Origin of the sequence: Neorhizobium sp. DAR64862/K0K3 (assembly GCF_050500185.1) — a bacterium.
Taxonomy (GTDB): domain Bacteria; phylum Pseudomonadota; class Alphaproteobacteria; order Rhizobiales; family Rhizobiaceae; genus Neorhizobium; species Neorhizobium soli.
In genome coordinates this window covers 2,405,693-2,429,406 of sequence record NZ_CP191449.1, presented here as the reverse complement: position 1 = coordinate 2,429,406, position 23,714 = coordinate 2,405,693, and the positions used below count along the sequence as shown (strand labels likewise).

The 23,714-nt window shown below is 61.3% G+C and carries 18 protein-coding genes and 1 tRNA gene; 12 read left to right on the top strand and 7 right to left on the bottom strand.

Translation table 11 applies throughout. The features are described from left to right. Complete coding sequence (locus ACQY1L_RS11860; protein WP_092661257.1) at positions 1 to 1,359, bottom strand: glutamine synthetase family protein; 1,359 nt, start codon at positions 1,357 to 1,359, stop codon at positions 1 to 3. A 55-nt stretch (positions 1,360 to 1,414) separates the two neighbouring features. After that, complete coding sequence (locus ACQY1L_RS11855) at positions 1,415 to 2,662, bottom strand: NAD(P)/FAD-dependent oxidoreductase (protein ID WP_062453752.1); 1,248 nt, start codon at positions 2,660 to 2,662, stop codon at positions 1,415 to 1,417. Between the two features lie 286 nt (positions 2,663 to 2,948). On the opposite strand from ACQY1L_RS11855, the gene ACQY1L_RS11850 reads away from it, so the two are divergent. From ACQY1L_RS11850 to ACQY1L_RS11825, 6 genes are all read left to right on the top strand, one after another. Next, entirely contained in the window at positions 2,949 to 4,415 is a 1,467-nt protein-coding gene (locus ACQY1L_RS11850) for an MDR family MFS transporter (RefSeq protein ID WP_430240975.1), read from the top strand. Positions 4,416 to 4,509: 94 nt separating this feature from the next. After that, positions 4,510 to 4,800, top strand: coding sequence for a hypothetical protein (locus ACQY1L_RS11845; RefSeq protein ID WP_062579170.1), 291 nt, complete (start codon positions 4,510 to 4,512; stop codon positions 4,798 to 4,800). Between the two features lie 608 nt (positions 4,801 to 5,408). Beyond that, entirely contained in the window at positions 5,409 to 6,167 is a 759-nt protein-coding gene (locus tag ACQY1L_RS11840; protein ID WP_062579172.1) for an ImuA family protein, read from the top strand. After that, on the top strand, positions 6,085 to 7,599 hold the full coding sequence (locus ACQY1L_RS11835; protein WP_175487254.1) for a Y-family DNA polymerase: 1,515 nt from the start codon (positions 6,085 to 6,087) through the stop codon (positions 7,597 to 7,599). Before ACQY1L_RS11840 ends, ACQY1L_RS11835 begins: the two co-directional genes overlap by 83 nt. A gap of 10 nt (positions 7,600 to 7,609) precedes the next feature. Next, positions 7,610 to 10,870 carry an error-prone DNA polymerase gene (locus ACQY1L_RS11830; protein ID WP_430261865.1) on the top strand — a complete coding sequence of 1,087 codons (3,261 nt, stop codon included), beginning with the start codon at positions 7,610 to 7,612 and terminating at the stop codon, positions 10,868 to 10,870. Positions 10,871 to 11,195: 325 nt separating this feature from the next. Beyond that, a complete protein-coding gene (locus ACQY1L_RS11825) occupies positions 11,196 to 11,423 on the top strand; it encodes a hypothetical protein (RefSeq protein ID WP_156466398.1) in 228 nt (75 codons plus the stop codon). 84 nt (positions 11,424 to 11,507) lie between these two features. On the opposite strand, the gene ACQY1L_RS11820 is transcribed toward ACQY1L_RS11825, so the two are convergent. From ACQY1L_RS11820 to ACQY1L_RS11810, 3 genes are all read right to left on the bottom strand, one after another. Next, positions 11,508 to 13,274, bottom strand: a complete 1,767-nt coding sequence (locus ACQY1L_RS11820) for a putative bifunctional diguanylate cyclase/phosphodiesterase (protein WP_430240973.1) — start codon at positions 13,272 to 13,274, stop codon at positions 11,508 to 11,510. 48 nt (positions 13,275 to 13,322) lie between these two features. Continuing rightward, positions 13,323 to 14,030: a GGDEF domain-containing protein gene (locus ACQY1L_RS11815; RefSeq protein WP_430240972.1), complete on the bottom strand. Its 708-nt coding sequence runs from the start codon at positions 14,028 to 14,030 to the stop codon at positions 13,323 to 13,325. Positions 14,031 to 14,453: 423 nt separating this feature from the next. Further along, positions 14,454 to 14,527: transfer RNA gene (locus ACQY1L_RS11810), tRNA-Gln, on the bottom strand. Between the two features lie 222 nt (positions 14,528 to 14,749). On the opposite strand from ACQY1L_RS11810, the gene ACQY1L_RS11805 reads away from it, so the two are divergent. Further along, a complete protein-coding gene (locus tag ACQY1L_RS11805) occupies positions 14,750 to 16,450 on the top strand; it encodes a Ppx/GppA phosphatase family protein (protein WP_430261863.1) in 1,701 nt (566 codons plus the stop codon). Then, positions 16,447 to 17,250 (top strand): RlmE family RNA methyltransferase, encoded by an 804-nt coding sequence (locus ACQY1L_RS11800; protein ID WP_174195676.1) that lies wholly within the window; start codon positions 16,447 to 16,449, stop codon positions 17,248 to 17,250. Before ACQY1L_RS11805 ends, ACQY1L_RS11800 begins: the two co-directional genes overlap by 4 nt. Positions 17,251 to 17,252: 2 nt before the next feature. Here the strand turns inward: ACQY1L_RS11800 and ACQY1L_RS11795 are convergent, their stop codons facing one another. Beyond that, entirely contained in the window at positions 17,253 to 18,674 is a 1,422-nt protein-coding gene (locus ACQY1L_RS11795) for an MFS transporter (RefSeq protein WP_430240970.1), read from the bottom strand. 211 nt (positions 18,675 to 18,885) lie between these two features. On the opposite strand from ACQY1L_RS11795, the gene ACQY1L_RS11790 reads away from it, so the two are divergent. The 4 genes from ACQY1L_RS11790 to ACQY1L_RS11775 all read left to right on the top strand — a co-directional run bounded on the left by ACQY1L_RS11790 (position 18,886) and on the right by ACQY1L_RS11775 (position 22,584). After that, complete coding sequence (locus ACQY1L_RS11790) at positions 18,886 to 19,902, top strand: MBL fold metallo-hydrolase (RefSeq protein ID WP_430240969.1); 1,017 nt, start codon at positions 18,886 to 18,888, stop codon at positions 19,900 to 19,902. Between the two features lie 188 nt (positions 19,903 to 20,090). Beyond that, the gene (gene guaB / locus ACQY1L_RS11785; protein ID WP_209903243.1) at positions 20,091 to 21,575 is read left to right on the top strand and encodes an IMP dehydrogenase; all 1,485 of its coding nucleotides are present in this window, start codon (positions 20,091 to 20,093) and stop codon (positions 21,573 to 21,575) included. Positions 21,576 to 21,708: 133 nt separating this feature from the next. After that, entirely contained in the window at positions 21,709 to 22,080 is a 372-nt protein-coding gene (locus ACQY1L_RS11780; RefSeq protein ID WP_430240968.1) for a hypothetical protein, read from the top strand. An 84-nt stretch (positions 22,081 to 22,164) separates the two neighbouring features. After that, complete coding sequence (locus tag ACQY1L_RS11775; RefSeq protein ID WP_062453740.1) at positions 22,165 to 22,584, top strand: MAPEG family protein; 420 nt, start codon at positions 22,165 to 22,167, stop codon at positions 22,582 to 22,584. Positions 22,585 to 22,608: 24 nt separating this feature from the next. On the opposite strand, the gene ACQY1L_RS11770 is transcribed toward ACQY1L_RS11775, so the two are convergent. Beyond that, positions 22,609 to 23,556 carry a LysR substrate-binding domain-containing protein gene (locus tag ACQY1L_RS11770; protein ID WP_062580164.1) on the bottom strand — a complete coding sequence of 316 codons (948 nt, stop codon included), beginning with the start codon at positions 23,554 to 23,556 and terminating at the stop codon, positions 22,609 to 22,611. Positions 23,557 to 23,714: the final 158 nt, after the last annotated feature.

The window sequence follows — 23,714 nt, the reverse complement described above, 5'->3', positions numbered from 1 at the left end:
TTACACCGTCCTGATATAGGCGTCGTATTCGACGTCGGTCACCCGCAGAGAAAATTCCGACAGCTCCTGCTGCTTGCAGGCCGTGTAGAGCGACCGGTATTTCGGCCCGAGCGTCGCATAGGCGAACGTGGAGCGGGAAAACTGCTGCAGCGCATAGTCCCAGTTGGTCGGCAGCGGTTCGTGGCTGATCGCATGGTCGTCGCCGGTGATCGCCCCGCCCGGATTGCGCTTTTCCTTGATGCCGGCAAGGGCTGCACTGAGGATCATCGCCAGCACAAGATAGGGATTGGTGTCGGAACCTGCAACGCGGTGCTCGATGCGGGTCGCCGGCTTCGACGCGGTGATGACGCGCACGGCGGCCGAGCGGTTGTCGAAGCCCCAGGAGGCATAGGTCGGCGCGTGCTCGGAAGGGCGCAGGCGCCGGTAGGAATTGGCATGCGGGGCAAACACCGCCATGCTTTCCCCCATGTTTTCCAAAAGCCCGCCCACCGAATGAAACAGCGCCTCGGACGGCCCGTTCTCGCCCATATAGACATTGCGGCCGTCGCTATCGATCAGCGAGAAATGCACATGCATGCCGCTTCCGGCCTGCGTGCCATAGGGCTTTGCCATGAACGTCGCGTCGAGATCGTTGGCGCGCGCCACGCCCTTGACGATCCGCTTGAGGAGCACCGCATAATCCGCAGCCTTCAGCGCGTCTGGCACGTGGTTGAGGTTGATCTCATACTGGCCCGGGCCGTTTTCCCGCAGTGTCGTATCGGCCGGTATCCCTTGCGCCCTCGCTGCAGAGGCGATGCCGTGGAAGACATTCTCGAAATCCTGCAGCTCGGAAATCGAGAGCACCTGTGTCTGGCCCGTATGCCAGCGGCCCTCGCGTGAATTCGGTGGCCGCACCGGGTCGATCGCCGACCGGATCGGGTCGATCAGGTAGAATTCCAGCTCCGTCGCCACGACCGGCGTCAGGCCGATCCGCTCGAAACCTTTGAGAACATTCGCCAGAACCTGGCGCGGATCGCCGTAAAATCCGGTCCCGTCCTGCTCGTTCATGCCCAGTAGAACCTGCGCCGTTGGCCGCTTCAGCCATGTCACGCGCGACAGTGTGTCGGCGATGGGAAAGCAGATGCCATCCGGATCACCGGTGCCCTCCGCAAGGCCCGCGGCATTGACGTCGCGTCCCCAGACGTCGAGCGCGTAGACCGAGCGCGGCATCGCCATGCCCTTCGAAAGCACGTCGAGCGCTCGTTCGCGCGGGATCCACTTGCCCCGCGGCACGCCGTTGACGTCGATCACGAAGGCTTCGAGAACCTCGATATCGGGATTGTCATCGAGAAAGGTCCGGGCTGTATCGATCGTATCCATGAAAACACCGGTAGCCCAGACTTTCTCCTGCCGCTAGACCAAATGAAGAAGAGGGTCAGACGTTAAACCGCTCCGGCCTGTAAGCGGATATGTCGATCCGGGTCTTTTCGCCCATCATCGCTTCCGCGATGACCTGACCCGTGACCGGACCGAGCGTCAGGCCGTGATGCGCATGGCCGAAGGCGAACCACAATCCGTCGTGACGCGGCGCCTTGCCGATGACAGGCATCATATCCGGCGTGCAGGGGCGAGCGCCCATCCAGGGCTCCTTGTCCAGCCGCTCACCAAGCGGAAAGATCTCGCGTGCCACAGCTTCGGCGCGGGCAAGCTGAACCGGCGTCTTCGGCGCATCGCGGCGCGCAAATTCGGCACCGGTCGTCAGCCGGATCCCCTGGTTCATCGGGGCCAGGAAATAGCCGCGCTCTGCATCCATCGTCCAGCCGTTGAGTTTCGCATTGCCCTTTGGCGCATAATGCATGTGGTAGCCGCGCTTGACGCCGACGAGGAAATTGTAGCCGAGCGGCTTGGTCACCGTGTCCGACCACGGACCAAGTGCGACCACGACATCCTTCGCCTCGACCACGCCTTCGCCGGCAATGATGCGCCAGCCGGTCGCGGTCTTCGAAAGGCTCTTTGCGTCACCCGTCAGCACCCGACCGCCAAGCTTTTCGAACAGCGCCACATAGGCACGCGTCAGCGCGAGCGGATCCTTGACCGCCCACGGGTCTTCCCATTTCAGCGCGCCGATGAAATCGTCGGAGAGATTGGGTTCCGCAACCGCAAGTTCCGCAGGCGTCAGAACCTTGAAGGAAAGGTCGTATTCGCGCTTCAGTCGGTCGGCTTCGCGCACCGTCTCGTCGAGCTTGGCCTGCGAGCGGAACACTTCCTGCCAGCCGTTCTTGGCAATCAGATCCTCGGCGCCCGCCTCGCGGATCAGTTCGTCATGGGTGGCGATCGAATGCTCGATCAGCGGCGCATAGGCGCGGGCGATCAGCTCATGCCTCGGCACATTGGAATGCCACCAGTATTTTGCCAGAAACGAGGAGACCGACGGCATCGCGCTCCAGTGAAAATGCGCGTCGATGCGGTTGTTCCTGGCATAGCGCAGGATCTGGGCGAACTGCTGGGGAAAGCTGTAGGGGACAACGCCCTCGCGCTGGATCAGGCCGGCATTGCCGTAGGAGGTTTCCATCCCGGGCTCCCTGCGGTCCACCAGGGCGACCGATTTTCCCCGTCGCGCCAATTGCAGAGCCGTCGAAACACCGATGATGCCGGCGCCGAGAACGATCACATCCGCTGCCATGATATTGAATCCATATGAGATAACTGAGCAGGTTACCATGACGCCGGGTCAGGCGCAGCGCAAATGAAAATTGCAGCGGCCGCCTGGATATCCAAGGGGTGAGGAGCGCTTGTGGAACTTGATCTAAATCAAATATAGCTTGACGCAACCAAGTTTGCGCTCCTAAGTCGATGACGCACTGACGGCCACCAGAACTTGCAGATGCACGCTTTGCAGACGCAATATCCTGCCGCGACCGCCGAATTTCTCTCTTGTCGCGCCCTCCGTCAGGGCTTCGGATTCATTCATGTCTGAAAAAGTCTCACATCGCGGGCTCGTCGTAGCCGCGATCATGGCAAGCATGGCGATGATCGCCATCGAAGCGACCATCGTCTCCACCGCCATGCCGCAGATCGCAGCCCAGCTCGGGCAGCTCAATCTCTACAGCTGGGTGTTTTCCGCTTTCCTTCTGTCGCAGACCGCGCTGACCGTCGTCTTCGGCAAGCTTTCCGATATCTACGGGCGAAAGCCGATCGTGCTGGCTGGCATCGCCGTCTTCCTGGTCGCCTCCATCCTCTGCGGATTTGCCTGGTCGATGCCGTCCATGATTGCCTTCAGACTGCTCCAGGGCATCGGCGCTGGCGCCATTCAGCCCGTCGCCATGACGGTGGTGGCCGATCTCTTTCCGGGCAGCCAGCGTGGAAAGGTTCAGGGCTATCTGGCCAGCGTCTGGGCGCTCTCGGCCGTGGTTGGCCCGCTGCTCGGCAGCGTCATCATCCATAACCTGCCCTGGGCCTGGATCTTCTGGATCAACGTGCCGGTCGGCCTTGCCGCTGCCGCAGCCTTCACCCTGTTTTATCACGAGGAGAAGCACACGCGCACGGTCTCGATCGATGTCCTGGGCGCCGTGCTGTTTGCAATTTCCATCTCGGCGCTGATGATTGGCCTCACGGTTTCCGAAACGGGATTGTCCACATCCGCGATCGTCTCCTTCGTCCTGTTTGCCGTGTCGCTTGCGCTGTTCATCTGGCAGGAGCGTCGCGTCGACGAACCGATGGTCGCGCCGGATCTCTGGCTCTACCGGCCGATTGCGGCCGCAAACATCTCTGTCTTCTTCGCCTCCATGGCGATCATGGGGCTCACGACGTTCCTGCCCATGTATGTGCAGACCGTGCTCAACCAGTCGCCGCTGGTGGCGGGCTTTGCGCTGACCATGCTTCTCTTGGGATGGCCGTGCGGCGCAACGATCGCTTCGCGGAACTTCACCCGGTTCGGGCTGCGGCCGATCATGCTGGTGGGCGCCGTGTTCGTCCCCGTGGGAACCTTCCTCCTGACCCTGCTGACGCCATCCAGTTCGGCGGTGCTTGCGGGTGCCGGCTCGCTCGTCATGGGCTTCGGCATGGGCCTTCTCAATATCGGCGCACTGATCCTCACCCAGGGAAGCGTCGCGGCCTCGCAACGCGGCAGTGCCACGGCGTCGAACGTGTTTTCCCGCAACCTCGGCAGCACGCTGGGCGCGGCGATTCTCGGGGCGGTGCTGAGCTGGGGCCTGGTCCATACGACCAGCGGACAGGCGATCACGACCGACCAGCTGCGTGCTCTCCTGAACGGAACCGGTCTCGTGAGTGGCGATGCCGAAGCGGTTCGCCTTGCGCTGCAGGACGGCCTGCACGCGACCTTCCTGACCATGCTCCTGTTTGCCGTCCTGATCGTGCCCGCTTGCCTGTTCGTGCCCCGCGATGCCGTCCACAAGGACGAGCCCGCGCCGGCCTGAACCTTGAAATCTGGCGCCAACATGCCCATTTCGCTGTGAACGGGGCCCTATCGGGACCGATATCGTCACAACGACTATTAAGGTGGGTGGCACGATGCAGCAGATGACAAAGACAATCCGGGACCTGACGATCGAGGAGCGCGAAGACGCGCTGATCACCATGGCGCACGCGCTTGAAGGCGCTGCCAGAGAAGCCCTGGTCGAAGGTAACCGCCAGTTCGCTGCGATCTCCGGCAACATGGCCGAAGCGATCTTCATCAACGCCGATCAGCTTGCACGCGATCACGTCGAGGAAGCCGAACAGGTTCTCGAACAGGCCGTCCAGATCATGGTCGAATATGAAGCTGAACACCCCTACCGGATCGTCAGCACCGCGATCCACTGAGGACGGCGGCACGGCGGGCGACGGGCAACCTTGCCTGTCTCCCGCATTCTCTCGCAGCGGAGAAGACGCCACCTGATGCGGCAAGCCTTCACTGGTCTCCTATACAAAACGTCTGACATTGAACGCCTGCAAATCCAACGTCGAGTTCCTCGGCGATGGCACAGATGGTAGCGTTGTGCTCCTTGGTGTCTGCGGGAATGGGAAAGAGCCAAAGGGCGGCGGCTCGTGGGCGGATGGCCGCAGACGGCCATAGTCCCGCATGAGCGCGAGTGTTCATCCCCTTTGGCTCTGCCACACATCGCCGAGCCACTCTGTTACATTCTTGATATGCAGATTGGGCGATTTGAGAACGGAAAGTTCTCACGGTTTTCGTGTCGCCCCAGCTAAGATCAAGAACATGCAAAAAATCTCAAGCACTCCATCGAGCCTCTCAAGCCGCCTACAAAGCTGATTCAGAACGATGAATCTTCACCGGCGCTAAAATGCCGAGAGCTATCCCGTTCTGACCCCGCTTGACTCTTCTGTCGCGGCGGAACAGAAACAGAACACCAACATTCTTTGGGACATGAAGTCCTGTGCAACGCGAACCTTGAGGAGGGCCGTGAACGATGTCGCATGCCCCTGCCTCAAGGCTTGTCGAGGAACTGAGAGACCGGATTGCGCATCTGGAAGGCAGCGTGTCGCGCAAGGCGCTTGTGCTGCCCTTCGGGGTGCCTGACGTCGACGAGCGATTGCCGGGCGGGGGGCTTGCCTATGGCGCATTGCATGAAATTGCAGGCGGCGGGGCGGGTACAATCGATGGTGCCGCGGCCGCCCTGTTTGCGGCAGGTATTGCGGCCCGGGCCAAGGGAAAGGTTCTCTGGTGCCTGACCCGGCCGGATCTCTTTGCGCCGGCGCTGTCGCAGGCCGGGCTTCACCCCGACCGCGTCATCTATTGCGAAGCCGATAAGGAGGAGGACGTGCTTGCCTCGATGGAAGAGGGGCTGTCCTTCGGGGGATTGGCGGCCGTCGTCGGGGAACTGGTGAGGCTGCCGATGACCGCGTCGCGGCGTCTTCAACTGGCTGCCGAGAAGACGGGGACGCTCGGCCTGGTCGTCCGGCGCTGGCGACGGCAGACGGAGGCCTCCGACTACGGTCAGCCGACGGCGTCCACAACACGCTGGAGGATCAGCACCCTGCCGTCCGAGCCGCTTCCTGTCGCCGGCGTGGGACGGGCGAGGTGGCTGGCGGAATTGATGCGGGTAAAGGCGGGGCAATGTGCCGAGTTTGAGTTAGGAGCCTGCGATGCCGAGGGTCGTGTCTGTTTACTTCCCCTATCTAGCAACGGATCGGATACGTCGACATGGCGAGGAAGCCGTGTCGGTTGACCAGCCGCTGGTCGTGGTCTCGCGCAGCGGCTCGAAACGCTGGATATCGGCAGCCGATACGGCTGCCCGCAAGCTGGGCCTCAAAGTCGGCATGGCTGCCAGCAAGGCACAGGCGATGATTGGCAACCTTCATATGGTGGACGCCGATCCCGTTGCCGACGCCGCAGCCGTCGAGCGCCTGGCGCTATGGGCGCTTCGTCAATACAGCCCCGTCGTTGCCGTGGATGGAACGGATGGCATCGTCATGGATACCGAAGGTGCCGATCACCTTCAGGGTGGTGAAGAGCTGCTGATCTCCGGCGTTGTCAACGGTCTCCGCGGCAAGGGCCTGACGGCACGTGCCGCTGTCGCCGATACCTGGGGCGCGGCGCATGCACTGGCGCGACTGACGACGAACGAAACGACGGTGGTGCCGCGCGGTGATGTCACCAAGGCCGTGATCGGACTTCCAATCCACTGTCTGCGGCTTGCGGCAGATACGATCCAGGCATTGCGCATCCTGGGTATCGACACGGTAGGAGAGCTGTCGGCACTGCCGCGTGCGCCGTTGACACTGCGATTTGGTCCGGAGGTCGGACGCCGTCTCGATCAGCTCTTCGGCCGTCTTGCAGAACCCATCGATCCGTTGCGCACGCCGGATCTGGTCGAGGTGGCGCGCAATTTCCAGGAGCCCATCGGTGCGCCCGATACGATTGCAAAATACGTCCGCCGGCTGGTGGCGCAACTGACGGCAAAGCTGGAGGAGCGGGGGCTGGGCGTCCGGCGCTCCGATCTGATCATCCATCGCGTCGACAACACACGCCAGTGTCTTCGAGCAGGACTTGCCAAGCCCGTGCGTGATCCTGCCCGCCTGACAAAGCTTCTCTGTGACCGTATCGAAAAGATCGACCCGGGCTTCGGCATCGAGCGGATGGTGCTGGTGGCGGTCATGGCCGAGCCGCTGGAAATAAAGCAGGTCGCAAACGCGCTGGTGGAAGAGGCGGTGGTGGATGTGACGCCGCTTGTCGATATTCTCGGCAACCGGGGCCAGCGCCTTTACCGCATCACGCCGGTGGCCTCCGACGTTCCGGAACGATCTCTCCGGCGGATCGGACCGACGGCCGTCGAGACGGGTGCCGAGTGGGCAGCCAGGTGGCCGCGGCCGTCACGGCTGCTGGCTTATCCCGAAGAAATCGAAACCATGGCTGTCCTGCCCGACCAGCCGCCAGTCGTCGTCACCTGGCGCGGCAAGCGCCGCCGCATCGTTCGTGCCGATGGGCCCGAGCGCATCTTCGGCGAATGGTGGCTCCGGCCGCGCGAAATGCAGGCGGTGCGCGATTACTTCGTGGTCGAGGATGAGCACGGCGATCGGCTGTGGGTCTTCCGCGCCGGCGACGGCGTCGATGCAGGCACGGGGTCACACAAATGGTTCCTCCACGGCATCTTCGGGTAAGGTTTGAACTATGCGCTATGCCGAACTCCAGGTGACCACGCATTTCTCGTTCCTGCGGGGTGCAAGCTCCGCGGAAGAACTGTTTGCCACGGCCGCCGCACTGGGCATCGACGCCCTTGGTGTCGTCGACCGCAACTCGCTTGCCGGCATTGTCCGGGCTTGGGAAGCGGCAAAGACAACCGGGGTGCGCCTGGTGGTCGGCTGCCATCTCGACCTCACGGATGGCATGTCGCTGCTCGTCTACCCGACGGACCGGCTCGCCTATTCCAGGCTCACCCGGCTGCTGACGCTTGGCAAAAGTCGGGGCGGCAAGGCCAAGTGCGTTCTCGACCTTGCTGATGTCGAGGCCTATAGCGAGGGCCTCATCGCGATCCTCATTCCGGATGAGGCGGACGATATCTATGCGGGTCAGCTCCGCAAGGTGGCCGCAGTCTTTGGTGACCGCGCCTATGTCTCGCTCTGCCTGCGGCGGCGTCCGAACGACCGGCTGCGGTTGCATGATCTGTCGAACATGGCGCAGCGTCACAAGGTGAAGACGGTGGTGACCAACGATGTGCTCTTCCACGAGCCCGGCCGCCGACAGCTTCAGGACATCGTCACCTGCATCCGCAACCGCACCACCATCGACAGCGTCGGCTTTGACCGGGAGCGGCATGCTGACCGCTTCCTCAAGGCGCCGGAGGAGATGCACCGCCTGTTTGTCGACTATCCCGAAGCTCTCGCAAGAAGCCGCGAGATCGTCGAGCGTTGCCGTTTCGACATGAGCGAGCTGCAGTACCAGTATCCTGAAGAGGCAATTGTGCCAGGGCTCGACGCCCAGCAGTCGCTGGCCAAGTTCGCCTGGGAAGGTGCGGCGGCACGCTACCCGGAAGGCATTCCCGACAAGGTCCGCAAGGCGATCCTGCACGAACTCGACCTGATCCGGAAGATGAACTACGCTGCGTACTTCCTCACCGTCTTTTCCATCGTCCGCTTTGCCCGCTCCAGGAACATCCTCTGTCAGGGCAGAGGGTCAGCTGCCAACTCCGCCGTCTGCTATTGCCTCGGGATCACCAGCATCAACCCGGAAACAGGAGACCTCCTGTTCGAGCGCTTCGTTTCGATGGAGCGTAACGAGCCGCCGGATATCGACGTCGACTTCGAGCATAACCGGCGCGAGGAGGTCATCCAGTGGATATACGAAACCTATGGCCGCTCCCGTTCGGCCCTCTGCTCCACCGTCACCCGCTACCGAACCAAGGGTGCACTGCGCGATGTGGGCAAGGCGCTCGGCCTGCCCGAAGACCTGATCGGTCAACTGACCTCCGGCGTCTGGGGCTGGTCGAAGGATGGCATCGGCGAAAAGCAGCTTAAAGAAAACAACATGAACGCATCCGACTACCGGCTGCGTCTGGCGCTCGACCTTGCCTCGCAACTCATGGGAGCGCCGCGCCATTTGGGGCAGCATCCAGGCGGCTTCGTGCTGACGCAGGACAGGCTGGATGATCTTGTCCCCATAGAGCCCGCCGCCATGGGTGACCGCCAGGTGGTGGAATGGGACAAGGACGATATCGACGCGTTGAAGTTCATGAAGGTGGATGTGCTGGCGCTTGGCATGCTGTCCTGCATGGCCCGCTCCTTCGAGCTGCTGGCGGAGTACAAGAACGAAGCGATGGGTCTGGCAGACGTTCCGCAGGAGGATCCGAAGACCTACGCGATGATCCGCAAGGCGGATACGCTTGGTACCTTCCAGATCGAAAGCCGCGCCCAGATGGCGATGCTGCCAAGGCTCAAGCCACGCACCTTCTATGATCTCGTGGTTCAGGTCGCCATCGTCCGCCCTGGCCCGATCCAGGGCGACATGGTGCATCCCTATCTGCGTCGGCGGGAGGGCAAGGAGAAGGTGGAGTATCCGACGCCGGAGCTCGAGGCGGTGCTTGGCAAGACGCTCGGCGTCCCGCTCTTCCAGGAGAGCGCCATGAAGGTTGCCATGGTCTGTGCGGGTTTCAGTGCAGGCGAGGCGGACCAGCTGCGTCGGGCCATGGCGACTTTCAAGTTTACGGGCGGCGTGTCGAGGTTCAAGGAGAAGCTCGTCAACGGCATGGTCAAGAACGGCTACGCTCAGGACTTCGCGGAGCGGACGTTCAGCCAGCTGGAAGGCTTCGGCTCCTATGGCTTTCCGGAAAGCCATGCAGCTTCGTTCGCCCTCATCGCCTATGCCAGTTCCTGGATGAAGTGCCATCATCCGGATATCTTCTGCGCCGCTCTCCTCAACTCCCAGCCCATGGGGTTCTATAGCGTTGCCCAGATCGTCACCGATGCCCGCAACCACGGGGTGGAGGTCCGGCCTGTCTGTGTCAATCGGTCTCGCTGGGACTGCACGATGGAGGAGACCGGAAGGCCCGGCCGCTTTGCGGTTCGTCTCGGTATGCGCATGGTAAAGGGGTTGCCGCTGAATAATGCTGCCAGAATTGTTCTTGCCCGTGTTGACCAGCCTTTCGAGAGTGCCGACGACATGTGGCGGCGATCCGGCGTGCCGACAGCGTCGCTGGTCAAGCTGGCAGAGGCCGATGCCTTCTTAGCCTCGTTGAAGCTGGAACGGCGTCAGGCACTTTGGGACATCAAGGCGCTGCGCGACGAGCCGCTGGAACTATGGGCCGCAGCCGCAAAGCGTGAAGCAAGGGTCGTTGCCGAGATGCAGGAACCCGACGTGTCGCTCAAGTCGATGAAAGAGGGCAGGGAGGTCGTTGAGGACTATTCCCATACGGGCCTCAGCTTGAGGTCGCATCCTGTGTCTTTCCTGCGTCCGGAACTGAAGAAAAAGCGGATCGTCACCTGCGCCGAAGCGATGGGTGAGCGCGACGGCCGCTGGCTCTGGACGGCGGGCCTCGTCCTCGTGCGTCAGAAGCCTGGTAGCGCCAAAGGCGTGATGTTTCTGACGCTCGAAGATGAGACGGGCGTCGTCAATGCCGTCGTCTGGCCCTCGCTATTCGAGAAGCAGCGCCGGATCGTCATGTCGGCTTCGATGATGGCGATCCATGGCAGGATACAGCGCGAAGGCGAGGTCGTGCATCTCGTCGCCCAGCGCCTGTTCGACTTTTCCGGCGATCTCTCCAGTCTCGGCGAGCTTGGCGGCGACTTCCCCTTGCCGTACGGCCGTGGCGACGGAGCCAAACATGGCAGCGGGCCTGATCCCCGCGACAATCCGAAGCCTGTCATCCCGACGCGCGACATCTATATCCCGGATCTCCACATCGACACGCTCAAGGTCAAGTCGAGAAACTTCCATTGACCGGCAAGGATGTCAAAGACAGCGTTGTTGATATTGCTCTCAAGTCTGTCCCGTTTTGCCTGTGCTCCAGCCGGTTACGGTTTCCCTCACAGGGTTGGAGCGGCGGGTTGCGTATCCGCACGAATTCGTCCGTGTCATCCATTCCCATGACTGACTGCGGACGTTGATAGCGTCGGCGCTATGCCCGCTTGACAGCGTAGACCAGGCGCATGCGGGAGAGGGCGCATGCTCACGATATGTCTTTTTGATGGATCAAAGTCAGCCCTCCGGTGTTGTTGAAGACAGAACGGATTATGGGATGACCGTTCTCCGGAGGCCCGCTATCGTGAAATCACGTATCGAAGTCGTCAATGCCGTGACGGATGTTTTAAGACGGTTGCGGGTCAGGCCGCCATCGCAGGTCAAGTTCGGGACGATCGCGAACACGCCCGCGACTACCGGATATTCAAGAAACGAACTTCTGAACGCGCTCTACGCCCTGGAACATGAAGGCGTCATAGCATTGCACCATGACAACAGCTTCAGCGTCTTGAAATCATCGACCTTGATCTAGCTTCCGGCAGAGCCGACACGCTTGAAACACGATGCGCGTTGGAAATTCGACATCGTCTGTTTCTCGTGCCGGCAGCCTATCGGATCAGCATGCGATCTGGTGTTCCATTTTTCTCTCGAAGAACCATTCTTCGAATGCGGCTGGCGACAGCGGCTTTGCAAAAAGATACCCCTGCGCTTCATCACAACCCATCTTGCTCAAAGCGTCGGCCGCCTCGGTCGTCTCCACCCCTTCCGCCACGACCTGGTAGCCCAGGTCGTGCGACAGCTGGATCATCGATCTGACGAGATTGGTTTCGCGAAAGCCATCATCCATGCTGCGGATAAAGGATTGATCGATCTTGACCACGGTGGTCGGCAAGGTCTGGAGATAGGACAGGCTGCTGTAGCCCGTGCCGAAGTCGTCGATCGATAGTCGGACCCCGCCATCGGAAAGCGCCTGCAACTTCGCCAGCGCGTTTGCCGCGTCCTTCATGATCGCGCTTTCGGTGACCTCCAGCTCCAGCATCGCCGGCCGGATACCATGTCTCAAGAGGGACAGTTGCACCCGTTGAACAAAGTCCGGTTCATCGAGGTTTGCCGCCGAGATATTGACCGATACCGGAACGATTACCCCCCTGGATTTCAGGTTGCCGGCTTCGCGCAGAGCGGCATCCAGAACCCACGCGGTCATCTTGCCTATATGTGGAGACTGCTCGATGATGGGAGCGAATTCGCCGGGGGAGATGGCTCCCAGTTCCGGATGGAGCCAGCGCAGGAGGACTTCTGCTCCGACGCAATGGCCATCCGGCAAACTGACACGCGGCTGGAACACGATCGATAGCTGATCGCTGCCTTGAAGGGCGTTGTCGAAATCCTGCAGCAGACGGAAACTCCGCTGGTAGCGATCGTCGCTGGCCTGTGAAAAGACCGCGACATGTGTCGCTGTCAGACGAGCGTCCTGCGCTGCGCTGCTCATGGCACGCAGGAAATCCGACGGCGTGGTGTCGGGTTTGAGCGGCGCGACGCCGATTGCCGGCGTCATCAGAAACCTGAGGTCCGACTCGTCGTCCAGGTCACCCAGCAGCTGTCTGAGGTAAACCATGCAGTCGAGGCCTGCGATATTTCTGTCCCTTATGAACGCAAACTGCGTCGTGGAGACGTGATAAAGTGTTGTTTTGCCGCCAACGATGGCTCTGAGCCGCTGTGCGGCATCGCGCACTTTCGCATCGATTTCGGCTGTTCCCATCACGCGGGAAAGGTCGTCAAGCTGCCGCGTCTCGGCAAGGTCGATCAGGACACCGGTATAGGCCGTCCGCCAGGCCGGTCCTCTGAGAAGGTCGCTCACGTCCTCGGAAAACTGGGTACGATTGGGAAGCCCGCTGACCGGTTCGATCCTGCCATACGCATGTTGCAGTTCGATCTGGGCCATCACCATTGCGGCAAGGTCCTGGAGACTGGCAATCTCGTTTTCGGTGGTCTCACGCGGCTCGGCTCCAAGGACACACAAGGCGCCGAGACAATGCCCCTCGCGCGTCGTGAGCGGTGCTCCCGCGTAAAAACGCACGCCTGTCTTTGCAAGGACACTGTCGTGGTAGTGCGCATCCTTGGACAGGTCCGGAACGACGAGAAGTTCGGTACTCTCGGCCACTGCCGCACAGGGCGCCTTGTCTCGTGGAATAGACTGGTGCTCCACCCCGACACGCGCCTTGAACCACTGCCTGTCGGAATCGGTTAGCGATATGGCCGCGATCGGCAGGTCGAATATCTGGCTCGCCATGCGCGTGATACGGTCGAAGCTCTCACTTGCTGGCGTATCGAGCAATTTCAGGGAGTGCAGAGCGGCGAGACGGATTTCCTCATTGGTTTTCATGTAATATCTCAGTCGTAATGTCTTTTCGGGATAAAGTTGGGACGGCGTTTAAATTGACATTCTCACAAGGTTGCGGCCTGACGCCTTTGCCTCGTACAGACGGCGATCTGCCGTCTTGAACAGTTCTTCGTAACTAATGTTTTCGCGGAAGGTGGCCCCGCCGATGCTGACCGACAGCAACCCTTCGCCAACGTCCCTGGGGAAGGGCAGTGCGCGGATCCTCTGTCTTATCAGTTCGGCCGTGCGCGACGCCGTGTCATCGACAACAGCCGGCAGGAAGACGGCGAATTCTTCGCCGCCGACGCGTCCGACAAGATCTGCCGGCGACAGAGTTTCCCTGATCGCCCCAGCAATCAACTTCAGGGCCTGGTCACCCGCCTGATGCCCGTGACTGTCATTGATTGCCTTGAAATGATCCGCATCGACGATCAGAAACGATCCCGTTTGCGGAAGCGATCCCGCCCGCGCTCTTTCCAGATAGGCTTCGACCAGCATTTCGAATGCACCGCGGCTAAGCACGGCGGTAAGACTGTCTGTCGAAGCAAGCCGCTGCAGCTCCACCTTGGCCACGGCGAGTTGCCGAATCTTCTCCAGCAGAAAGTAAAAGAAAGGCCCGCCGATCAGGGTCGGGAGCAGGATGTCTGTCGCGAGTGCGCGACGAAAATGATCCTGCGACATCTCCGCGAAATTAAACGAGTCGGCCAATACTGCGGCGACAACGCAAAGAGCTGTGCCAAGCAGTGTTCCTGCAAACACACGCAGTCTCGAAGTCTCTTGACGGATAAGGTGGACGAACGGCAATGCTGTACCCTAGATTCAGACCTTCTGAATTAGCATCTGCCTATTAAGAAAAGCGCTATATCAAACATTCAAATCGTCTCGATTTGGTACGTAGATACCCGTACATGTTGGGCTTGTCCCATGCGCGGCAAATTCGGATCATCGACAGTGAGATCCGCTCGCGTCATGACCGGTTGAACTGCTCACGGAGTGTGCTGGCGATAGGCTCTTTTCGAAGTTGCGCTCGGACATTGTTCCCAATTGCCGGACGGTCTCTCGGGCAATTGTCGCGTGGACGAGTTGAACCTGCGAAGTAATACCGAGAAATGATGCGCAACCAAACGCGACAGCATTGGCGCTGAGAGTTTTGCAACGACCGCGATTGTTGTCGGGGAGAATTGGCTGGGGAACCTGGATTCGAACCAAGATTAACGGAGTCAGAGTCCGTCGTTCTACCGTTGAACTATTCCCCAGCAGGATTAGCCTTGTGGCTCATCGGTGTGCGGCGCTTATAACCAAACACTTGGCGCTTGCAAATACCCTTTGTGAAAAAAACCACATCATTTTTGGTCGTGTTTGCCGCGCCCTAAAAAGCCGTTGGCGAATGCGCCTGAGGCTGTTATCTTCAGGTCAACGAAACGATCAGACGCCAGCTGCATGCTTCAAAGTGTTGCGCGGCGAGATGGACTTATAAAGTGATGAACCCCGATAGCGGCGGAAAGCCGCCGGAAGGCGGGGCGTCGGCGGAACTGCGCAGGGATGTCAAGAACTCCCGGCGCCGCAAGGCGAAGCGAAACGGCAAAGACCGTGACGCGGCGTCGATGGCGCACGCAAGCCCGGCTGAAAAGGCCGGCCAGGCCGGAAGCTCGCACGGCATGAAACCGGATGGTGGCACGTCCGACGGAGGGCGGCCAGAGCCGGGCTCACCGCATCCGCGCAAGCGCAAGCGCCGTCGCTCCCGTTCGCGCTCCGCGGTCACGGAGAACTCCGCACATGCGCCGAATCCATCTGCGGAGAGTGGCGATCGACCGATTGGTGCTGATGCGTCGGCGGGCGAAGGCTTGCGCGGTGACGCGAAGCCGGTCGGAAAGCAGCCGCGCCAGCAGGGCCCGCAGCAGGATCGCAATCAGAGCCGCAAGAAGAAGCGTGCCGGTCGGGGCCCGCAGGGTCGGCCGCTGACGCAGGCCAAGCAGGGACCGCTGGTCACCGCCAAGACGGTTTCGGCCGCAGGCCATGCCGGTTATGCGGCGCTCGGGCATGAAAGCCATGGTTCTCCCGGCGCCGACAAGTTCGCAGGCTTCCGCGACGAACTCTATGCAGCCCTTGATCTCGGCACCAACAATTGCCGTCTCCTGATCGCCCAGCCGACGCGGCCGGGCCAGTTCCGGGTCATCGACGCGTTTTCGCGCATTGTCCGTCTGGGCGAGGGGCTGGCTGCAAGCGGTCGCCTGTCGACGGAAGCGATGGATCGCGCCGTCGATGCCTTGCGCGTGTGCGCGTCGAAACTTGCGCACCGGCCGATCCGCCGCATGCGGCTGATTGCCACCGAAGCCTGCCGCGCTGCCGAAAACGGCGAGGCATTTCTGGCGCGGGTCACTGAGGAAACCGGGCTCGAGCTCGAAATCATCGATCGCGAAACCGAGGCGCGGCTTGCCGTGTCCGGCTGCTCGTCGCTGGTCGGTCGCGAGGCCCGCTCCGTCGTGCTGTTTGATATCGGCGGCGGTTCGTCTGAAATCGCGGTCATCCGCATCGGCGACAGCCGCTCGTCGCGGCTCGCCAACCACATTACCCACTGGACCTCGCTGCCGGTCGGCGTCGTGACGCTGTCGGAACGCCATGGCGGCCGTGATGTCACGCCGGCCGTCTTTGCCGGCATGGTCGATGAGGTCGAGGGCATGCTGTCGAAGTTCGATTGCCCGCCGATCGGTTCCCCGCACCAGCAGGGTGCCGAGGACTTTCATCTGATCGGCACATCCGGCACGGTCACCACGCTTGCCGGCGTCCATCTCGATCTGCCACGCTACGATCGCCGCAAGGTCGATGGTCTCTGGCTGTCGGATTCCGAGGTTTCCGCCATGCAGGCAAAGCTCCTGTCATGGGATTTCGCCGGCCGTGCCGCCAATGCCTGCATCGGTCCTGACAGGGCCGATCTGGTTCTTGCCGGCTGCGCCATCCTCGAAGCGATCCGCCGCCGCTGGCCGAGCCAGCGCATGCGGGTTGCCGATCGCGGGCTGCGCGAAGGTCTTTTGACGGATATGATGGCTGATGACGGTGTCTGGCGCCGCGGCAGGGGACGAAGGTTCGGCCAGGGGTCAGGCAGCGGTTCAGGCCAGGGCCACCATCAGACGAATAATTCAGGCCACGGGCAGACGCAGGAAACGGGACGCAAGCAATGACGAAACCATCCGTTGGCGGCAACCGCACCGGTCGCAAGCTTGGCCAGAAGGTCAAGAAGGGCAAGCTGAAGGCGTCTTCACGCCGCTGGCTGGAGCGCCATATCAACGATCCCTATGTCCAGCGCGCCAAACTCGAGGGTTATCGCGCCCGTGCGGCGTTCAAGCTTCTGGAGATCGACGAGAAGCACCAGTTGCTCAAGGGCGCGCGCCGCATCATCGATCTGGGTGCAGCCCCCGGCAGCTGGTCGCAGATCGCCGCCAAGGTCACCGAATCCAGCGATGACGATATGCGCGTCGCGGCGATCGATTTTCTTGAAATGGCGCCGCTTGCCGGCGTCAAGATCCTGCAGCTCGACTTCCTCGACGACGATGCTCCGCGCCAGCTGATGGAAGCGATCGGCGGCACGCCGGATGTCGTCCTATCCGATATGGCGGCACCGACCACCGGCCACCACCGTACAGACCATCTGCGCACCATGCATCTGTGTGAAGTCGCCGCGCATTTTGCCGTCTCGGTTCTGGGCGAGGGCGGCCATTTCCTGGCGAAAACCTTCCAGGGCGGCACCGAGAAGGACCTTCTCGACATGCTCAAGAAGAATTTCAAGCAGGTGATCCATATCAAGCCCGGCTCGTCGCGCCAGGAATCGGTGGAAATGTTCCTGCTTGCAAAACACTTCAAAGGCCAGGCCCACAGGCTCGCCAACGAAGCGGGCGGCGAACATTCCGGCGATGATGCAGCGGACGAAGCGCAGGATGATCCGCGGGAACAGGCGGGCGACGAGGGCTTCGGCCGGGACTGAGTTTACTCGCCGGCTCCCGGTGTCGGCTCTACCTGTCCGACACGCACTCCGCGCCGGTGTCCCGATACGTCGGCGCCGGTCATCGGGTCGAGCTTGAGGATCGGGATCACCGCAAACACCGAAACAGCGGCGACGATAAAGAACGCGAGATGGAAATCCGCGAGCGCCAGCTGGCTGCCGGAAAACGTCGACGACATCTCCAGAATGAAGGCTGCAAACGCGACGCCGAGTGCCAGGCTCACCTGTTGCAGGAATGAGGCCATGGACGTCGCCTGGCTCGCCTGCTGGTCCGTAATCTCCGAATAGCCGAGAGCATTGGCACCTGTGAAAAACAGGGAGCGGAATAGCCCCGCCGCGAGCAGCGCGCCGATGATCACGATATGGGGTGTGTCCGGGGTGAAAAACCCGTTGACCGCCGTCGATGCTGCGCCAAGGATGCCGGCAAAGATCAGCGCGGTTCGAAAGCCTGTCATCGCAAACACTCGCCTTGCAAGGAACTTGACCGTCAGCGCACCGATCGCGCCGGCGAAGGTGATGAGGCCGGACTGAAACGGATTGAGGCCGAAACCCAGCTGCAGCATCAGCGGCATCAGGAAGGGGATCGCCCCGGTCGCGATGCGAAACATCGTGCCGCCGGTGGTGGAGGCACGGAAAGCCCGGTCGTTGAAGATCGTGAGGTTTAGCACCGGAAACGGATGCCGCTTGGCATGGAAATAATAGAGAATGCAGGCGGCAAAGCCGGCAAACGTGGCCGTGATGCCGACGACCGGCGGCAGCGCCGGCAGGCCGATCACCGACAGGCCGAAGACGACGCCTGATGCCGCGACCGAGGTCAGCAGAAAGCCGAACCAGTCCATCTTTGGTGTTTCCACCGGCGGCACGTGCGGCAGGTAGATGCCGGTCAGGATCACGCCGGCGATGCCGATCGGCACGTTGATGATGAAGATCCAGTGCCAGGAAAAATAGGTGGTGATGAAACCGCCGATCGGCGGCCCGGTCAAAGGCCCGACCAGCGCCGGGATCGTCAGAAGCGCCATGGCGGAAACAAGTTCGCTTCGCTTCGTCGTTCGCAGCAGCACGAGACGGCCGACTGGCGTCATCATCGCCCCGCCCATGCCCTGCAGAAAGCGCGACATCACGAACTGCAGCAGTGAATCCGAGATTGCGCAGAGGATCGAGCCCACGATGAAGACGCAGATTGCCAGGCGAAAGATCTTCTTTGCCCCGAATTTGTCGGACATCCAGCCGCTCAGCGGAATGAACATGGCAAGAGCCACCATGTAGGATGTCAGCGCCAGTTTCAGCGTGATCGGGCTGACCCCGAGATCGGCGGCGATGGTGGGAAGTGCGGTGGCGATGACGGTCGAATCCATCTGCTCCATGAACAGAGCGACGGCCAGAATAAGCGGAATGATGCGGTTCATGGGGAGGGCCTGCGATACGCGACGCACTTCAACGTCCCCGCTCTAGACCTGTTCCGGCATGAAGCCAATTGCACAATGTCAATTTCCGGGAGACCATGTCACGTCTGCGTGAGGCTTGTTTCCCTTTGCCTGTCGCCTGTTATCTATTCGTGTGCGGGGCTTGGGCATTTTCAGTGCACCCCCGAAAGCTTTCAAACGGAGGGATGAGATCATGACGTTCAAGGACGAACCAAAGGGCATGGAACGCCGCACGCTGCTGGGAAGTGCCGGACTGGCCGTCCTCGCGGCGCCGGCTATATGGAGTGGCCAGGCGCTGATGAGCAGCAAAGCGCTGGCACAGGAGAAGAAATTGGCAATCGATCGCGTAACCCCTCCCGACATTCACAAATTCAAGCTCGGTAGCTTCGATGTTCTCGTGGTGAAGGATGGTTCCCGCGCCTCCGGCACTCCGAACGAGACGTTTGGAACCAACCAGTCGGCCGAGACCGTCAGCGCGCTTCTCGCAGACAACTTTCTGCCGACCGATCAGTTCGTCAACGGCTTTTCCCCGACGCTCATTGATACCGGCAGCGACGTCATCCTGTTCGATACGGGCTTCGGCCAGTCAGGTCATGCCATGGGTGCCGGCCGTCTGGTCGAAGGCATGGCGTCTGCCGGCTATATGCCGGGCGATGTCACGAAAGTGGTCCTGACCCATCTTCACGGCGACCATATCGGCGGCCTGATGGAAGACGGCAAGCCGGCTTTCCCCAAGGCGACCTATATCACCGGTCAGACGGAATATGATTTCTGGGTCGACGGCGCCCGCGCCGGAACGCCCGCTGAAGGCAATCAGAAGGCAGTGCTCGCCAATGTGAAGCCTCTGGCGGACAAGATGACCTTTATCGGAGAGGGCGGCGAAGTCGCACCCGGCATCACCGGCATGCTCGCAGCCGGCCACACGCCCGGCATGATGATCTTCAACGTGGAATCGCAGGGCAAGCGCCTGGTCCTCACGGCCGATACCGCCAACCATTTTGTGCTGTCTCTGCAGCGCCCGGAGTGGGAGGTCAGGTTCGACATGGACAAGGCAAAGGCCGTCGCAACCCGCAAGCGCGTGTTCGACATGATCGCCACCGACAAGGTCGCCTTCCTCGGCTACCACATGCCATTCCCCGCCGTCGGCTACGCCGAAAAGCAGGAAACCGGCTACCGCTTCGTCCCCAAGAGCTACCAGTTCGATATCTGACGAATATTGACGCGGTAAATTCACAGCTATGCAAACCCGGAGGGCCTGCCTCCGGGTTTTAAATGTTCCCTTCCTGTCATTATCGTGTTACCAGCCCTCGCCAACTTCCAAGCAATTGTTGCCGGAACGTCGGGACGTATTCACGGTCCTGAGCGGTCCCGCATTTTTTAAGATCGAAGGAATTGGCAATGGCTCGTATTATAGAAACGCCGACCGGTCTCGACGCCCTCACATTCGATGACGTCCTGCTGCAGCCGGGGCATTCCGAAGTTCTGCCGGGCCAGACCAGCGTCGCCACGCGTATTGCCACTGATTTCGAGCTGAACATTCCGATCATCTCGTCTGCGATGGATACCGTCACCGAAAGTCGTCTCGCCATCGCGATGGCGCAGGCCGGCGGTCTTGGCGTCATCCACAAGAACCTGACGCCGGTCGAGCAGGCCGAACAGGTTCGCCAGGTCAAGAAGTTCGAAAGCGGCATGGTCGTCAACCCGGTCACGATCGGCCCGGATGCGACGCTTGCCGACGCGCTGGCCTTGATGAAGACCTTCCACATCTCCGGCATTCCGGTCGTCGAAGCGTCTGGCCGTCTGGTCGGCATCCTAACCAACCGCGACGTGCGCTTTGCCTCGGATCCGGCCCAGAAGATCCACGAGCTGATGACCCATCAGGGCCTCATCACCGTCAAGGAAAACGTCGACCAGCAGGAGGCCAAGCGCCTGCTGCATACCAACCGCATCGAAAAGCTGCTCGTCATCGATGGCGAAGGCCGCTGCGTCGGTCTCATTACCGTCAAGGATATCGAAAAGTCGCAGCTCAACCCGCATGCCTCCAAGGACATGCAGGGCCGCCTGCGCGCCGCTGCTGCGATCGGCGTCGGCGAGGATGGTTTTGAGCGTGCCGAGCGGCTGATCGAAGCCGGCGTCGACCTTCTGGTCGTTGATACCGCGCATGGCCATTCGGCCCGCGTTCTCGAAGCCGTCACCCGCGTCAAGAAGCTGTCCAACCACGTCCGCGTCATGGCCGGCAACGTTGCCACCGCAAGCGGCACCAAGGCGTTGATCGATGCGGGCGCAGACGCCGTCAAGGTCGGTATCGGCCCTGGCTCCATCTGCACCACGCGTATCGTTGCGGGCGTCGGCGTTCCCCAGCTCGCCGCCATTATGTCGGCGGTCGAAGCAGCGCAGGCGCAGGACATTCCGGTCATTGCCGATGGCGGCATCAAGTTCTCCGGCGACGTCGCCAAGGCGATCGCATCCGGCGCGTCGGCCGTGATGATCGGCTCGCTGCTCGCCGGCACCGATGAAAGCCCGGGCGAAGTCTATCTCTACCAGGGCCGCTCGTTCAAAGCCTATCGCGGCATGGGTTCCGTCGGTGCCATGGCCCGCGGTTCCGCCGACCGTTACTTCCAGGCCGAAGTCCGCGACACGTTGAAGCTGGTGCCGGAAGGCATCGAAGGCCAGGTTCCCTACAAGGGTCCGGTTTCCGGCGTCATCCATCAGCTCGCAGGCGGCCTGAAAGCTGCCATGGGCTATGTGGGCGGCAAGGACATCAAGGACTTCCAGGAAAAGGCGACCTTCGTTCGCATCTCCGGTGCTGGCCTGCGCGAAAGCCATCCGCATGACGTGACGATCACCCGCGAAAGCCCGAACTATCCGGGCTCCGGGGCCTGAACGTAGCGACGTCCAAAACAACAGGGCCGGGCATAGTAGCCCGGCCCTTTTTATTTCGTGCCCCCAGTATCCGCCAGCACAAATTTTGATATCTTCTCGTCGTCGATAGAGATCGACTTAAGGGGAGACTTTCGTGAAGAGAACAGTTCTTGCTGCGGTGCTTCTGGGCGCCGCTCTCATTGCGCCTGCCCAGGCGCAGACCGTCAAGGCCGGCGCGTACACGGTTGAGGGCACCAATCTCGACGGATCCGCCTATGACGGCACCGCCACCATCAAGCTGACCAGCGAGACGACCTGTGCCATCGTCTGGAAGACGGGTTCGGGCAAGAAGGCTACGTCGAACGGCATCTGCATGCTCTATGAGAACGCTTTTGCCGCAGGTTACGTGCTGGATGGCGAAGTCGGCCTCGTCGTCTACGAGGTACGCGATGATGGCGTGCTGGAAGGTGCCTGGACGATTTCCGGCCAGGACGGATCCGGCACCGAAACCCTGACGCCGCGGTAGTCCAAGTCTGTGTAAGGAGGGCCGTCGGCCCGTTGTCGGCGGCCTTTCCTTCGTCTATGCATTCTTATGACGACAGGAGGATCAATGCTTTCCACCAATGCAACGCTCTGGCCGATGATCGCGCATGTCGCGCTCGTCTTCTGTCTCTACTGGATGCTGTCGAAGAAACGCGTTGCCGCCGTAAGGTCCGGCCGCGTCGAGGTAGCGCAGTTTCGCGAGAACCTGCAGGAACCGGCGGAAAGCCTGCTGGTCCACAACAACATCAAGAACCAGTTTGAACTGCCGGTGCTGTTTCACGTCGTCTGCCTGGTGCTTTATGCATCGACCGCAGACAACTGGGGCACGGTGGCGCTCTCCTGGCTCTTCGTCGCCTCCCGCTATGCCCATGCCTATGTGCATGTGACCAGCAATCGCCTGCGCTATCGCCGGCCGCTGTTTATGCTGGGCTTTTTCACGCTCGGCGCGCTCTGGGTCTGGCAGGCCGTGTGGCTTGCCCTCAACTGAGGGCAGGCGGCGTTATTGTCTGCATTACCAGCCGGGCATCACCGAACCGCGCGAACGCACCATGCGCGGAAATGCCTTGGTGTCGGCATCGAGATCGTCAGGCACCACGGCCGGCGAGATATTGTCGAGGCAGGCGGTGATATGGTCGGTGATGGCGTTCATCAGCGACGGTGAGACCCCCGGCCGCTTCATCAGGCCGATCTGCACGGGTGGCAGCGGCGGAAAACCGTCGGCAGCCGTTAGAACCTTCATGCCGGGCCGCAGCGCCGATTCCGGCAGCACGGAAACAGCCATCCCCGCAAGCACGGCCGCCGCAACGACGGTCGACGACCAGCTCGTAAACAGGACCTGATATTCGCGGCCTGACGCATCCAGCGCCGAACAGGAAAGCTGGCGCCAGAGGCAGTCACGCCGACCGACCGCAAGCGGCACCGGCGCGTCGTCCTTCAGCGTGTGGTTGGCTGAACCCACCCAGCACAAAGGCTCGGTGCGAACCACGTCGGAGATCCGCTGCCGCGGGTTGTGCGTGACCAGCGCGATATCCAGCTCTCCGCGCGCCATCTTCTCGGCAAGGCTGACCGAGGGTTCGCAGACGATATAGAGCTCCACATTGGGATGCGTCTTCGCAAATCGTCCGATGATCTCGGGCATGTAGCGGTCCGCGTAATCGTCCGGCGTGCCGATCCGGATCGAACCTTCCAGGCGGTTGTCGTCGAAGGCGGCGATCGCCTCGTTGTTGAGCCTGATGATGCGCCTTGCGTAATTCATCAGCTTTTCGCCCTCGGCCGTCACCCGGTTGCCGCGCCCGTCCTTGGCAAACAGCTGCTTGCCGATCCGTTCTTCCAGCCGGCGCATCTGCATGGACACCGCCGACTGGGTCTTGAACACCCGATCGGCCGCCTTGGTGAAACTGCCGGTGTCGATGATGGCGATGAACGTGTGTAGCTGATCGATGTCGAGCGGTGCGGACATGCAGGCCTCCAGATGAACGTCATTCATAAGAGCGATTGATGCATATCATTAGAAACATTCGTTGGACTGATCAATAGATTTTCCCGCATAAACACGATGCAAAATCAGAACCAGCGAAGGCCTCCTCCCGGATGCCTTCACAAAGGGCAACCTTTCCG